Source organism: Vibrio sp. 10N.237.312.B06, assembly GCF_041464685.1.
Classification (GTDB): Bacteria; Pseudomonadota; Gammaproteobacteria; order Enterobacterales; family Vibrionaceae; genus Vibrio; species Vibrio tasmaniensis_A.
Genome location: NZ_JBFSPI010000038.1, coordinates 30,717 through 45,810, shown reverse-complemented (window position 1 = coordinate 45,810; position 15,094 = coordinate 30,717). Strand labels below are relative to the sequence as shown.

Sequence of the window (15,094 nt, the reverse complement as noted above, 5' to 3'; positions counted from 1 at the left end):
TAACTCTTTACCATGCTGTTCAAAAAACACTCACGAAAGATCAACACGCCCTAGTCATGTTACGTCTTTTCGCGAACTAGACCGCTAGCTCCGGAATGAGCCACAAAATAGGGTGTAAACTGACCCTTTAGAAAGTGACACGCTTTCTGTATAATCCGCACACAGAATTCAAGGGCAAGTATTATCTACTTGCCCTTTTTACGCTTTAGATCAGCAAAGGGCGACTATGTCTTTCCAACAAGAAGTGAGCAAACGTAGAACGTTTGCGATTATCTCTCACCCGGATGCGGGTAAAACCACGATTACTGAAAAAGTTCTTTTATTCGGAAACGCGATTCAAAAAGCGGGTACCGTAAAAGGCCGTGGCTCTAACCAGCACGCTAAATCTGACTGGATGGAGATGGAAAAAGAACGTGGTATCTCGGTAACTACGTCTGTAATGCAATTCCCATACAACGATTGTCTAGTCAACCTACTCGATACTCCTGGACACGAAGATTTCTCGGAAGATACGTACCGTACATTAACCGCGGTTGACTCTTGTTTGATGGTTATCGATGCTGCGAAAGGTGTCGAGGATCGTACTCGTAAACTGATGGAAGTAACGCGTCTACGTGATACACCAATCGTAACGTTTATGAACAAACTTGACCGTGATGTTCGTGACCCAATGGAAGTGCTAGATGAAGTGGAAAGCGAGCTAGGTATGGCTTGTGCTCCAATCTCTTGGCCTATCGGTTGTGGTAAAGAGTTTAAAGGCGTTTACCACATTCACCGTGATGAAACGATCTTGTATGAATCTGGCCACGGCCATGAGATCCAAGAAGTTCGCATTATCAAAGGTCTAGATAACCCTGAACTAGACGAAGCTGTTGGCGAAGATCTGGCGAGCAGCGTTCGTGAAGAACTTGAATTGGTTATTGGCGCATGTCCTGAGTTTGATCACGAACTATTCCTTGCTGGCGAGTTGACTCCAGTTTACTTCGGTACTGCATTGGGTAACTTCGGTGTTGACCATATGCTTGATGGCCTAACTCGATGGGCTCCTGCGCCTCAAACACGTCAAGCAAATGAGCGTGATGTTGAAGCGACTGAAGAGAAGTTCTCTGGTTTCGTATTTAAGATCCAAGCAAACATGGATCCAAAACACCGTGACCGTATCGCATTCATGCGTATCGTATCGGGTACTTACGACCAAGGTATGAAGATGAACCATGTTCGTACTGGTAAGAACGTCAGTATCTCTGATGCAGTAACCTTCATGGCGGGTGACCGTGCTCGTGCTGAAAAAGCATACGCGGGTGACATAATTGGTCTGCATAACCACGGCACAATTCAGATTGGCGATACCTTTACTCAAGGCGAAAGCTTGAAGTTCGCAGGTATTCCTAACTTTGCGCCTGAGCTATTCCGTCGTATTCGTCTGCGCGATCCATTGAAGCAGAAGCAACTTCTAAAAGGCTTGGTTCAGCTTTCTGAAGAGGGCGCGGTTCAAGTATTCCGTCCTTTGCAAAATAACGATCTGATCGTTGGTGCAGTTGGTGTACTTCAGTTTGATGTGGTTGTAGCGCGCTTGAAAGCGGAATACAACGTTGAAGCGATTTACGAAGGTGTGAACGTTGCAACTGCACGTTGGGTTGAGTGTGATGACGCTAAGAAACTAGAAGAGTTCAAACGTAAGAGCCAAGCTAACCTAGCGTTAGATGGTGGTGATAACCTATCTTACATCGCACCGACTATGGTGAATTTGAACCTAGCTTTTGAACGTTTCCCAGAAGTTCAGTTCCGAGCGACGCGCGAGCACTAATCACTCTGCGCTCTATTCGAGTTAAACAAAAACGTCTATTGTTCTGCAATAGGCGTTTTTTTATTCGTGTCATTTGAGGTTAGAGGCTTAAGGTAAGTATGTTCAGTTGGATAAAATCTTGGATTAATAAATACGATAAGTGGTGCGAAGAGCTTGGCTTAACGCCTGAAAATAAGCGCAGCTGCGTGGCTTATCGCCGTGATCCTCAAGGACAACAAACAGAGAGTAGGGAAGATGACACCAGAATTAAGTGAATTTCCGCTGTTTGACACCCATTGCCATACGGACTTTGACATCTTTGAGCAAGGTTTTTCACTTGATAAAGGTATTGAAGGTTACGTTAAAGAAGCGAAACAGGCGCAAGTCGAGAAGTTAATCATCCCTTCTATTGGCCAAAGTAACTGGAGGAAGCTTGGTGAGATCGCTCAATCTTACCCTAATGTTTACTACGCTTTAGGTTTCCATCCTTATTTTTTAGAGCAAGCCAATGACGAGCAATTCTCAGAGCTTCGCCGATTACTCTCATCAAAAACCAGTCAATGTGTTGCGATAGGAGAGTGTGGTCTCGACTTTTTTGTCGATGTTGCACGGGAGAAACAAGAGCGTTTTTTCATTCAACAAATAGAGCTAGCTAAGGCGTTTAAGCTGCCTTTAATCATCCATGAAAGGAAGTCTTTTAACCGACTTATTGAGCTAATAAAGCAGTATAAATTTACTTTGGGTGGCGTGATTCATGGATTTTCAGGGAGCGAACAGCAGGCTTTGGCGTGGATTCAGCTTGGTTTCTATATTGGTGTCGGTGGAACGATTACTTACCCAAGAGCACAAAAAACACGCACCACTATCTCAAAACTGCCTCTTGAGTGCCTGGTATTAGAAACGGATGCCCCGGATATGCCCATGCATGGAAAACAAGGAAATGTTAATCATTCCAAGTATTTAGTTACGATCTTAAATGAACTGTTTTTGCTTAGAAAAGAACCGAAGCAATCGGTTGCAGCGCAAATTTGGCAAAATAGCCATCGCGCATTCGGTATATGTGAATAAAATCGAAGGTTTTTGTTTATCGTTTGCGTAAATTGCACTTGGCTTGTGATTCGGCTCACATTTACGTGTGAATGGTACATGAATCTTCTACGAAAGTGTGAGGACGGCATTACTTTATTAGTGGTCGCATGAGTATAATTGCCTCCGCTTTATAGCCCCATTTTGTAACACGCCAATAAATAACTAATAAGGAAGTCATAAACTATGAGCCTGTTTATGAGCCTCGTCGGAATGGTTGCACTGATTGCAATCGCAGTACTACTATCCGACAACCGCAAAGCAATTAATCTAAGAACAGTGGGTGGCGCTTTCGCTATCCAATTCGCACTTGGTGCATTCGTACTTTACATCCCTTGGGGTCGTGATCTACTTGCAGGTTTCTCTGCTGGTGTAGCAAACGTGATCGACTACGGTAAAGATGGTACTGGCTTCCTATTTGGTAGCCTTGTTAACTTCTCAGTTGACGGTATCGGATTCATCTTTGCATTCCAAGTTCTACCAACACTAATCTTCTTCTCTGCTCTTATCTCTGTACTTTACTACATTGGTGCGATGCAAGTTGTAATCAAGGTTCTTGGTGGTGGTCTTCAGAAAGCTCTAGGTACTTCTCGCGCCGAGTCTATGTCTGCAGCTGCAAACATCTTCGTTGGTCAAACGGAAGCGCCTCTAGTTGTTCGTCCATTTGTTCCTAAAATGACTAACTCTGAGCTATTCGCAGTAATGTGTGGTGGTTTAGCGTCTGTTGCTGGTGGTGTACTAGCGGGTTACGCATCTATGGGTGTACCTCTAGAGTACCTAGTAGCAGCGTCATTCATGGCAGCACCTGGTGGTCTACTATTCGCTAAAATCATCAAGCCTGAAACTGATGAAGTTGACGAGAACCTAGGTTCAGACATCGACGGTGGCGACGACAAGCCTGCTAACGTTATCGATGCAGCTGCTGGCGGTGCGTCAGTTGGTCTACAACTAGCACTTAACGTTGGTGCAATGCTACTAGCATTCATCGGTCTAATCGCTCTTATCAACGGTATCCTAGGTGGCATCGGTGGTTGGTTCGGTATGGAAAACCTAACTCTAGAACTTCTTCTAGGTTGGATCTTCGCACCGTTAGCATTCATCATTGGTGTTCCATGGGAAGAAGCAACTATTGCTGGTTCTTTCATTGGTCAGAAGACAGTTGTTAACGAATTCGTTGCATACCTAAACTTCGTACCATACATCGGTGAAAACGCTCAAATCGTTGAAGCGACTGGTCAAGTAATGTCTGTTAAGACTCAAGCAATTATCTCGTTCGCTCTATGTGGTTTCGCAAACCTTTCTTCAATTGCGATTCTTCTAGGTGGTCTAGGTGGTATTGCTCCAAACCGTCGTCACGACATCGCACGTATGGGTGTTAAAGCGGTTGTAGCTGGTACTCTATCTAACCTGATGGCAGCAACAATTGCTGGCTTCTTCCTGTCTTTCTAATCAGTTAGAAATCGATATATAGACGCCATAATAATATCGCCCCGTAGCAAGAAATTGCTGCGGGGCTTTTTTGTTTTTGGGCCTAGTGATTTTGAGCATTTGCATGAGTGAATGCTTGGAGTCGAAAATGGGTCTAGAATGTTTTTTTTGAGATACAAACCGTTTGCGTTCTAAGGAGCACTACAATTTATTGATGGATACCTATAATGTATTAGCTAAAGGGATAGGATGTCTCTGCTGGCAAGAAAGTAACATTGAGATTAGCTCGAACGTTATTCTTCTGGGATTAAGCCAAACTTAGCAATACGCTATATTAGCAATACACTATAGATGTTAGACACAACATGACTGATTTGTTGTGCCATAGACCAAACTGGTACTGTGCGGTGACAAGGATTGCAATTGGTAGCGAAAGTTATCAAGTCTTCAGGGAACCAAGTCCGTTCATTTGTGACTACTGAGCATTACTAAAATATCCATCTATACTGGATGGATGGTGAAGTAGTTAACTATTTGAATATATTGATCGGAGATAGAAATGAGCGATTTAAAAGCAGCAGCTCTACGTGCACTTAAACTTATGGACCTAACTACGCTAAATGACGACGATACTACTGAAAAAGTAGTGGCGCTTTGTCATGACGCGAAGACTGCAGTTGGCAACACCGCTGCAATCTGTATTTACCCTCGCTTTATCCCAGCAGCTAAAAAGGCGTTGCGTGAGCAAGGTACTCCAGAAGTACGCATTGCGACTGTAACTAACTTCCCTCATGGTAATGACGACATCGAAATTGCTGTTGCAGAAACAAAAGCAGCGGTAGCGTACGGCGCAGACGAAGTTGACGTAGTATTCCCATACCGTGCTCTTATTGCTGGCAACGAAGAAGTTGGCTTTGAGCTAGTTAAGCAATGTAAAGCCGCTTGTGGTGACATCACGCTTAAAGTGATCATCGAAACTGGTGAGCTAAAAGAAGAAGCACTGATTAAGAAAGCTTCTCAGATCTGTATCGAAGCAGGTGCAGACTTCATCAAAACTTCAACAGGTAAAGTGCCAGTAAACGCGACTCCAGAGTACGCGCGCATGATGCTTGAAGTTATTCGTGACATGGGCGTAGCTAAAACAGTGGGTTTCAAACCAGCTGGTGGCGTACGTACAGCTGAAGATGCTCAAGCTTACCTAGCGATGGCTGATGAGCTACTAGGCGCTGAGTGGGCAGACAACATGCACTACCGTTTTGGTGCTTCAAGCCTACTAACTAACCTTCTTAATACATTAGAAGTGACAGACGAAACTGCAGATCCAGCAGCATACTAATTTCCCTATCGGGTATAACAATAAAGTCTGTTTGATGGAGTGGTGTTAAGTCACTCCATATTACCTCTTTCCCTACAAACCATACTCACTAGAGTTTGGGAGGCACTAATGTATCTACCTCAAGAAATTATTCGCAGAAAACGTGATGGTGAAGTCCTAACGACTGAAGAAATTAACTTCTTCATTCAAGGCGTGGCTAAAAATACCGTTTCTGAAGGCCAAATTGCAGCATTCGCAATGGCTATCTTTTTTAATGAAATGACGATGCCAGAACGTATCGCACTGACGTGTGCAATGCGTGATTCGGGCATGGTGATTGACTGGAGCCACATGAACTTTGATGGCCCAATCGTTGATAAGCACTCTACTGGTGGTGTTGGTGACGTAACTTCTCTGATGCTTGGCCCTATGGTGGCAGCATGTGGTGGTTTCGTTCCAATGATCTCTGGTCGTGGTTTAGGTCACACTGGCGGTACGCTAGACAAACTTGAATCTATCCCTGGTTACAATATTACACCCACCAACGATGTGTTTGGTGCTGTAACCAAAGAAGCTGGCGTAGCGATCATCGGCCAAACTGGCGATTTAGCGCCAGCTGATAAGCGCGTTTACGCGACTCGAGATATCACGGCAACAGTCGACAACATATCGTTGATCACCGCTTCAATTCTGTCTAAGAAATTGGCTGCTGGTCTTGATTCTCTAGTGATGGACGTAAAAGTAGGTTCAGGCGCATTCATGCCGACTTACGAAGCGTCTGAAGAGTTAGCAAAATCTATCGTTGCAGTAGCAAACGGCGCGGGTACTAAAACAACGGCAATCCTAACGGACATGAACCAAGTTCTGGCTTCTTCAGCGGGTAACGCAGTAGAAGTACGTGAAGCGGTTCAATTTCTAACCGGCGAATATCGTAACCCTCGTTTGCTAGAAATTACGATGGCATCGTGTGCTGAAATGCTGGTTCTGGGTAACCTTGCAAAAGATTCAGACGAAGCGCGTGAAAAACTGATGGCAGTACTGGATAACGGTAAAGCAGCAGAGTGCTTCGGTAAAATGGTAGCGGGCCTTGGTGGTCCAACTGATTTCGTAACGAAGTACGATAACTACCTAGAAAAAGCAGAAATTGTTAAACCAGTGTATGCGCTAGAAAGCGGTGTAGTATCAGCGATGGATACGCGTGCAATTGGTATGGCTGTCGTTGGTATGGGCGGTGGTCGCCGCGTAGCAACAGACAGCATTGATTACGCAGTCGGTTTTGATAGCTTCATTCGCCTTGGCGAAGTAGCAAGTGACGATAAACCATTAGCAATGATTCATGCTCGCAATGAACAACAGTGGCAAGAAGCTGCAAAAGCATTACAAAATGCAATCACTGTGGGCGGAGAATATACAGCAACGCCAGACGTTTACCGTCAGATTCGTTCTGAAGACGTGTAAATAACAGGTATCGGCATACTTTGTGTATGCCGATAAACAGAGTTCTGGTGCAAAGAGCAATAAGTTGGTGAAGAAAATGAAAAGAGCATTTATTTTAGTTTTAGATTCATTCGGTATCGGCGAAACAGCAGATGCGGACACATTCGGTGATGTAGGTTCAGACACTATGGGTCACATTGCTGACCATTGTGAGCAAGGTCTTGCAGACAATGCGGATCGTAAAGGTCCACTAACGCTGCCAAACCTGTCTAAGCTAGGTTTAGCTATGGCTCACAAAGAGTCTACAGGTCGCTTTGCTCCTGGTATGGACGCAGACGGTGAGATCATTGGCGCGTACGGTCACGCTGCTGAGCTGTCTTCTGGTAAAGACACGCCATCAGGTCACTGGGAAATCGCAGGTGTACCGGTATTGTTTGACTGGGGTTACTTCACCGACAAAGAAAACAGCTTTCCAAAAGAACTGACTGACCGCATCCTTGAGCGTGCAGGTTTATCTGACTTCTTAGGTAACTGTCACTCATCGGGTACAGAAATCTTAGATAACCTGGGTGAAGTACACATGAAGAGTGGCTTGCCAATCTTCTACACTTCAGCAGACTCTGTTTTCCAAATCGCATGTCATGAAGAGACATTCGGTCTACAGAACTTATTAGACCTTTGTCAGATTGCTCGTGAAGAGCTAGAAGACTACAACATCGGCCGTGTTATTGCGCGTCCGTTCATTGGCCCAGGTAAAGGTCAGTTCGAACGTACTGGTAACCGTCGTGACCTTTCTGTTGAGCCGCCAGCGGCGACAGTTCTTCAGAAGTTGGTTGATGAGAAGGGCGGTAACGTTCACTCAATCGGTAAGATCTCTGATATCTACGCAGGTTGTGGTATTACTCAGAAAACCAAAGCAACAGGTATTCCTGCGCTATTTGAAGCAACTAAAGAAGCGATCACTGAAGCGGGCGACAACACTATCGTGTTCACTAACTTCGTTGATTTCGACTCAGCTTACGGTCACCGCCGTGATGTTGCAGGTTACGCAGCGGCACTTGAGTACTTCGATGGCCGTATCAATGAAATCATCGATATGATGAAAGAAGATGATGTACTTATCCTAACTGCTGACCACGGTTGTGATCCGACATGGCCAGGTACTGACCATACTCGTGAACACATCCCTGTGATTGTTTACGGAAACAAGGTTCCTGCTGGCTCTCTAGGCCGTCGCGATACCTTCGCTGATATTGGTCAAAGCTTAGCGTCTTACTTTGGCACATCGCCAATGGGACACGGTACAAGCTTTCTATAATAGTTAACGAAGAGAGAGGGAAACCTCTCTCTTTTTTTTGTTTTGAGATTAAGGATATTTTCAATGGCTACTCCACATATTAATGCTGAAATGGGTGATTTCGCTGACGTAGTTCTAATGCCCGGCGATCCGCTACGTGCAAAATACATCGCTGAAACCTTCCTAGAAGAAGTGGTTCAAGTGTGCGATGTTCGTAACATGTTTGGTTACACGGGGACTTACAAAGGCCGTAAGGTTTCGGTAATGGGGCATGGTATGGGCATTCCATCTTGTTCTATTTACGCGACTGAGCTGATCAAAGACTTTGGTGTGAAAAAGATCATTCGTGTCGGCAGTTGTGGTGCAGTGAGCGAAGATATCAAAGTACGCGATGTGGTTATCGGCATGGGTGCGTGTACCGACTCAAAAGTGAATCGTATTCGCTTTAAAGGTCATGACTTCGCGGCTATTGCGGATTACAAAATGGTGCGTGCGGCAGAAGATGCAGCCAAAGCGCGTGGTGTAGACGTAAAGGTTGGCAACCTATTCTCGGCTGAGTTGTTCTACACGCCAGATCCTGAAATGTTCGAAGTCATGGACAAGTACGGCATTGTCGGCGTAGAGATGGAAGCGGCGGGTATCTATGGTGTATGTGCTGAATACGGCGCAAAAGCTCTGACTATTTGTACTGTTTCTGATCACATCAAAACTGGTGAGCAAACCACATCAGATGAACGTCAAACGACTTTCAACGACATGATGGTTATCGCACTCGACTCTGTGCTGCTTGGTGACCAAGACTAATCAGCTAATAGATTTCAAAAAGCTTAATAGATACCGCAAAGTTTAATAGATAACAAAAGCCCCGTTGCTGCCTGAGCTTCGGGGCTTTTTATTGAATTTGTTAAACTAAGCCGTTAAGAGCTGACATTTTTAAGCAGCCAGTTTTCCCCAGACTTAGCCTTTCTTTTACGAATAAGCATGATGAACAACACGCCACTGACAAATCCCATTAAGACCATACCGATCATGTAGCGATCGCTCTTACGGTAGTGATGATCAGAAATAGCTGTCATTTTTCCTGTCTCAAAAGTCACGCGGATAAAGCCAATGATCGTACTCTCTGGAGAGTAAATAGGTTCAACGAGTTGCTGCCTGCCGATACTTGCCGTTGAAAGAGGTGTGTCTAAGCCAAGAACCTCGCGTACCGAGAGCGCTTTTTCACTCGAAGCCAGTCGGATCCCTTCTGCATCGTAGATGGTGGTATCAAATACCAATCGATCCTGAGAGAGTTGGTTAGTGAGCTCTAGTAGGCGCTCTTGGTCTTGCTGAGTGATCATCTTACTGGCTGAAAGTGATGCCTGTGAGATCAGTAGTTTGGTCAGCGTTTCCAACTGTTTTGCTTGGATCTTCTCATTACCTTTACTGATCACTACTGTGTTTTTAATGGTTACCACGAACATAGCAGCCAACAGAATTAGGGCTAGTACTCGTAAAGCGTTACGTATTGAGAACAATGATTCATTCATGTTTCACGAAGCCTGAAATAAACAAATGTTATGATTAAGACATATTGAGACTTGCGTTTTCAAATTGCAATAGGTTAACGTTTAGCATAGTTAATTAGGAATCATACACATGGACGCTCAGAAATATCTGCCGATTAAAAGGCATACGACATTATTAACCCGACTCCCCGAGACACGTTTCGCTTCTCAACTCGCAAAATCTAAAGCCAATTGGATTGTGTTCGGTGAGTACTTATCTCCACAATCATTTGATGACATCGACTTTTTCACTGGTACCTACAACACCATCCTCAATACGTGGAAGGTGGGACATTACGAAGTGGCACTGATGTCAGGGAACTTAACCCCGGCACACGAAGAAATTTTACAAGCATTGAAGCTTGATTATGCTTGCCTTAGCGAGGTCCCAGACTTATCTAAGCCAGGTTTGATCGTGATGGATATGGACTCCACAGCAATTCAAATTGAATGCATCGATGAGATAGCAAAGCTCGCAGGAGTCGGAGAGTTAGTTTCTGAAATCACAGAGCGTGCGATGCAAGGCGAGCTCGACTTTGAACAGAGCCTACGCCAACGCGTTGGGGCACTGAAAGGTGCGGATGAGTCGATACTGGAGCAAGTGCGCCAGTCATTACCATTCATGCCAGACTTGGTTGAGCTAGTGAATACTCTGAATAAACTTGGCTGGAAGACGGCGATTGCATCGGGTGGTTTTACTTATTTCTCAGACTACCTGAAAGATACGCTTGATCTTGACCACGCTCAGTCAAACACGCTAGAGATCGTCAATGGTAAATTGACGGGTGAAGTATTAGGCGATGTTGTTTCCGCACAGACCAAAGCGGATATCTTGGTAGAACTTGCTGAAGAGTATGAACTGGAACTGCATAACACCGTTGCCGTGGGTGATGGTGCCAATGACTTGGTTATGATGGGTTCTGCCGGTTTAGGGATTGCTTACCATGCAAAACCGAAAGTTGAACAACAAGCTCAAACTGCTGTGCGTTATGCTGGCTTAGGTGGGGTGCTTTGTATCTTGTCAGGTGTATTAGCTAAGCAGCAAAAAATCAGCTGGCAAGCGAAGCCTTAGTCATATTTAGGGCGGTATAACGGATACAAAAAAGCAGGTGACGAGCCTGCTTTTTCTATTTTTAAATCCGATAAGTCGACAAACCGGTAAGTTGATCTGGCTATTTAGTGCGAGAGTTCCAATCGAATCAATACTTCATCGGTAATGTCCTCTATCTCACCATAACCAATAAAAGCGGTGACCTCACTCTCTAACTTCTTCGCTTGGTGCATACTGATGCGCGAAAGCTCGGCTAAGTCTGATTGGAACAAGCTGGTTAATGGATTAAAGATAGGGGCGGTAGTGACTCGCAGTACATACACATCACCCAGATCTTGTGCTTTCTTGATGAACGAAATACGTTCTTTTGTAGATGCAAAGTCTTTCACCAACTTCGTATGTACAGATTGAATCTTGTTACCAAACTTTATCGCAGCAATGTATACGTCATGATGTTTTGGCTCTGCACCTTCAATTCTTTTCAGTGGCTCAGCTAATAGTGAATTAGAGTGACCTTTGAAAATCGGTTCCAGTGAAAACTTTTGGTTGTGCCCAAGTTTAGCGAGTAACGCTAGATGCTTGTTCAGCGGGAAGTTCACACCAATGAGCTTACAACGCAACGTTGAGCCCGGCTTATCAATGAAAATTGGATTACTGACCATTTTGTTAAGCAAAACAGTGTGCAGTGATTTAAGCAGTGAATCGGTGGGCAGTATTTCTTGCTTCTTATTTAGCTTACTTTGGTTCTGATCGATAAGCCCATTGAGGAAGGCGATGGTACGCATTGTTTTTGCATTCTCGGTGATAACCAATTGAACATTGCAACCGTTCGGGCTTACACGAATTACATGGTAAGGCACTGTGCTTAATGGCAAGTTTTTATCATAGAGTTGCAGTTCATTAAAATTCACCACAACCGGATCATCAATCTTGAGTACCATTGGGTGTTCAAGGGTAATGCTTAGGCCACGTTTTGATATGTCTACAGTGTGTCCATTTATTGTTGGGCTATCTTGTGATGTGAGTTGAATTGGCGATTTAAAGCTATATCTCGGTTCTTTACGACGACTTTGGGAATCAAAGTAGATACTTTGAATGTTCCCCACCAACGTTCGCGGATGACGAAAGCGATTAAGGTCACTGCTTGGAATGCGTGGTTTTTCACTTAATAGGTAATCGGCAGCACTTTCGTGATCACCGATCTCTTGCAAGATACCGCAATGAGTCAGTTGCGCAGAGCTTTGAGCAAGCGTATCTGAATGCTCAGCTAAGGCTTGTCGCTCAGAGTCGGATAATTCGAAAACCGAGAATTTGAACGCCTTCCAACTTTTACGTTTACCGCCGATGTGCCAGAACAGTTGCCTCTCTTCACGAGAAGCTTCAGGCAGCATCATCGAGTAGAACAAGGTCTTATTTTTATGTTCATGGGTAAAAGAGTAGATAACGTTACTGGTTCCCTTCACGCCAGGCTTAGCGAGTAAGTTCATACGTTGTTCGTTGAACAAAGTACCCAGAGCCTGTTGGTTACGCTCATCATGCCAGTATTGCCATTGGGGATGATTGTTATCCGTGAGCAGCGCGAGCTTCAACTCACTACCACTGAAGAATAGAGGGAGATTACAGGTGTACTTTAGATAGGTGTGTTCAATACCGCGAGTTCGCGTTCGAATGAGCCTATCTTGATTCTCATGGCTGGTTTTCTTGCTGACACTATTTAGAGATTCATCGAGTAAACGAGCCACACTCGTTGTATCGCTGATTCTCATGCATCTTAAAAATTTGACTGCATTGTTCTCGTAGGATTCATCAATACCCAGAATACGAAATTCAACCGCCTCATTAACATCGGCTTCTAGTGACTTCTCAACAAGCTCAGTGAATTTAACACTGATGATTTCCCCTAGGTTGTATTTAAACGCCCTTGGTACCTTGAACTTTGCACCCGACGGAGAAATATCAACTGTCACACCATGTAGGCTTTGTCCTTTAGGCGTGGTGATTTCAACCTGTGAGCTAATCTTGAGCCTGTTTTCTTTGCGTTTTAAATCGTAACCGAGGTTAATGGCTTCTGCTTCATAGGGGCTATCAGCGTTAGTGATATCGTGGTCATCTTGAGAGGATGTTTTAACAATATTACGAAGAGGTTGAATGCGAGGTGTCATCACTAACTCCCACACGCCCTCGGTATAACCTTTAAATTTTTTAGTACCACGTTGATACGCGTTCAAAGCTATGTCATCAAGCCAATGTTTACGCTCGTCTAGCGTGAACTGATGACATTCATTATCAATACGCCCGCGTAAATCAATGCTCTTTGTGCACGGAGCCATGATACGATTCAGTTCCATTTTAACGAGCAGTTTTAGAGACGGTGATTCGCCTTCTGTCATTTGAGAAAGAAGGAATTCGAAATCTTCGGCATGGTAGGCCGGAATAAGTCGTTCTGCTACAGATAGAATTTCAGATTGCTGCATACTTTTCTTGTTAGAATGGATGGTGCGTTATTGTTATCGACGAGTTGTATTTGATCTTTAGGTATTCGTGGCCCTACTGCAACTTTTATTTTCACCTGTACGGTCAACGGGGTCACAAAATAGCAACATTTCCCCGTTACTAAGCAAATTATTGAGGTTTTATGGCTAAGGCAAAGCGAGCTTATGTGTGTAATGACTGTGGTGCTGACTTTCCACGTTGGCAAGGGCAGTGCAATGCATGTGGTGCTTGGAACACGATTACAGAAGTTAGGTTAGCCGCTTCACCTCAGGTCGCGCGCAATGAACGACTAAGTGGTTACGCTGGTGGTGCAACTGAATCTTCGGTTCAAACGCTATCGGAAATCGACTTGCAAGAGGTCCCGCGCTTTAGTAGTGGCTTCAAAGAGCTTGATCGTGTACTTGGTGGTGGTGTTGTACCTGGCGCTGCGATTCTTATTGGTGGTAACCCTGGTGCCGGTAAATCAACGCTGTTATTGCAGACTATGTGTCAGCTTTCTTCCCAGTTACCGACACTTTATGTCACTGGCGAAGAATCTCTTCAACAAGTTGCGATGCGAGCATCTCGATTAGGGTTACCAAAAGAGCATCTCAAAATGCTCTCTGAAACCAATGTTGATAAAATCTGTCAGGTTGCAGAAAGAGAGCAGCCTAAGATCATGGTTATCGATTCAATCCAAGTTATGCATGTCGCTGATGTTCAATCGTCTCCAGGTAGTGTTGCTCAGGTGCGCGAATCGGCAACCGCATTAACGCGCTATGCGAAACAGAACAACGTTGCCGTATTCCTAGTGGGACACGTAACTAAAGACGGTACCTTAGCTGGACCAAAAGTACTTGAACACATTATTGACTGCTCGGTGCTGTTAGATGGCGGAACGGACAGTCGTTTTAGAACCTTGCGCAGCCACAAGAACCGTTTTGGTGCAGTGAATGAGCTAGGTGTGTTTGCTATGACAGGGCAAGGGCTAAAAGAAGTTAGCAATCCATCGGCTATTTTTCTGTCTCGTGGTGAAGAAGAAACCTCAGGCAGTTCAGTGATGGTAGTTTGGGAAGGAACGCGTCCACTCCTTGTTGAAATCCAAGCGCTGGTGGATTATTCGCAGCTGGCTAACCCGCGTCGTGTCGCTGTTGGTCTCGAGCAAAATCGACTGTCATTGTTACTAGCCGTGCTGCATAAACACGGCGGCTTACAAATGGCTGACCAAGATGTGTTTGTGAATGTCGTTGGTGGTGTTAAAGTAACCGAAACCAGTGCTGATCTTGCATTGGTAATGGCTTTACTTTCGAGTTTCAGAGACCGCGCATTGCCAAAAGATGTGGTGGTTTTTGGCGAAGTAGGCCTTGCTGGTGAGATTCGACCTGTACCGAGCGGTCAAGAGCGCTTAAATGAGGCGTTTAAACACGGCTTCAAGAGAGCCATTGTACCAGCGGCTAACATGCCTAAAGGTGGCATTCCAGGAATGCAGATCCACGGTGTGAAAAAATTATCGGAAGCAATTAATGCTTTTGATGAGTTGTAATTGAGCTCACTTCAGCTACTCTATACAGCAGAAATTCAGTCTAACTTAAACGCTATTTTCGCTTTAAGTTAGCACTAAACTTAACAATCATTTAGATTGTTTCTTCAGATTGCCTTTTTCTATATGTTAGAA

General features: G+C 44.6%; 12 protein-coding genes. 10 read left to right on the top strand and 2 right to left on the bottom strand.

From position 1 onward, the window contains the following. Positions 1-226: 226 nt before the first annotated feature. The 8 genes from prfC to deoD all read left to right on the top strand — a co-directional run bounded on the left by prfC (position 227) and on the right by deoD (position 9,153). Positions 227-1,807, top strand: coding sequence for a peptide chain release factor 3 (gene prfC / locus AB6C75_RS12230; protein ID WP_372107890.1), 1,581 nt, complete (start codon positions 227-229; stop codon positions 1,805-1,807). Between the two features lie 98 nt (positions 1,808-1,905). Further along, the gene (locus AB6C75_RS12225; RefSeq protein ID WP_372107889.1) at positions 1,906-2,061 is read left to right on the top strand and encodes a DUF5363 family protein; all 156 of its coding nucleotides are present in this window, start codon (positions 1,906-1,908) and stop codon (positions 2,059-2,061) included. Then, positions 2,042-2,854, top strand: a complete 813-nt coding sequence (locus tag AB6C75_RS12220; protein WP_372107888.1) for a TatD family hydrolase — start codon at positions 2,042-2,044, stop codon at positions 2,852-2,854. The genes AB6C75_RS12225 and AB6C75_RS12220 overlap by 20 nt, the downstream gene beginning before the upstream one ends. A 204-nt stretch (positions 2,855-3,058) precedes the next feature. Further along, positions 3,059-4,321 (top strand): NupC/NupG family nucleoside CNT transporter, encoded by a 1,263-nt coding sequence (locus tag AB6C75_RS12215; RefSeq protein WP_009847523.1) that lies wholly within the window; start codon positions 3,059-3,061, stop codon positions 4,319-4,321. A gap of 538 nt (positions 4,322-4,859) precedes the next feature. Next, positions 4,860-5,636, top strand: a complete 777-nt coding sequence (gene deoC, locus AB6C75_RS12210) for a deoxyribose-phosphate aldolase (RefSeq protein ID WP_009847522.1) — start codon at positions 4,860-4,862, stop codon at positions 5,634-5,636. Between the two features lie 108 nt (positions 5,637-5,744). Beyond that, positions 5,745-7,073, top strand: coding sequence for a thymidine phosphorylase (gene deoA, locus AB6C75_RS12205; RefSeq protein WP_041472895.1), 1,329 nt, complete (start codon positions 5,745-5,747; stop codon positions 7,071-7,073). A 76-nt stretch (positions 7,074-7,149) separates the two neighbouring features. After that, positions 7,150-8,370, top strand: coding sequence for a phosphopentomutase (locus tag AB6C75_RS12200; RefSeq protein ID WP_372107887.1), 1,221 nt, complete (start codon positions 7,150-7,152; stop codon positions 8,368-8,370). A gap of 63 nt (positions 8,371-8,433) precedes the next feature. Next, entirely contained in the window at positions 8,434-9,153 is a 720-nt protein-coding gene (gene deoD / locus AB6C75_RS12195) for a purine-nucleoside phosphorylase (RefSeq protein WP_009847519.1), read from the top strand. Positions 9,154-9,266: 113 nt separating this feature from the next. On the opposite strand, the gene AB6C75_RS12190 is transcribed toward deoD, so the two are convergent. Beyond that, on the bottom strand, positions 9,267-9,878 hold the full coding sequence (locus tag AB6C75_RS12190; protein ID WP_009847518.1) for a YtjB family periplasmic protein: 612 nt from the start codon (positions 9,876-9,878) through the stop codon (positions 9,267-9,269). 109 nt (positions 9,879-9,987) lie between these two features. Between AB6C75_RS12190 and serB the strand changes: the two genes are divergently transcribed. Continuing rightward, positions 9,988-10,968: a phosphoserine phosphatase gene (gene serB, locus AB6C75_RS12185; protein ID WP_009847517.1), complete on the top strand. Its 981-nt coding sequence runs from the start codon at positions 9,988-9,990 to the stop codon at positions 10,966-10,968. A gap of 104 nt (positions 10,969-11,072) precedes the next feature. On the opposite strand, the gene AB6C75_RS12180 is transcribed toward serB, so the two are convergent. Next, positions 11,073-13,421 carry a PilZ domain-containing protein gene (locus tag AB6C75_RS12180; protein WP_372107886.1) on the bottom strand — a complete coding sequence of 783 codons (2,349 nt, stop codon included), beginning with the start codon at positions 13,419-13,421 and terminating at the stop codon, positions 11,073-11,075. A 161-nt stretch (positions 13,422-13,582) separates the two neighbouring features. Between AB6C75_RS12180 and radA the strand changes: the two genes are divergently transcribed. After that, entirely contained in the window at positions 13,583-14,962 is a 1,380-nt protein-coding gene (radA, locus tag AB6C75_RS12175) for a DNA repair protein RadA (protein WP_009847515.1), read from the top strand. Positions 14,963-15,094: the final 132 nt, after the last annotated feature.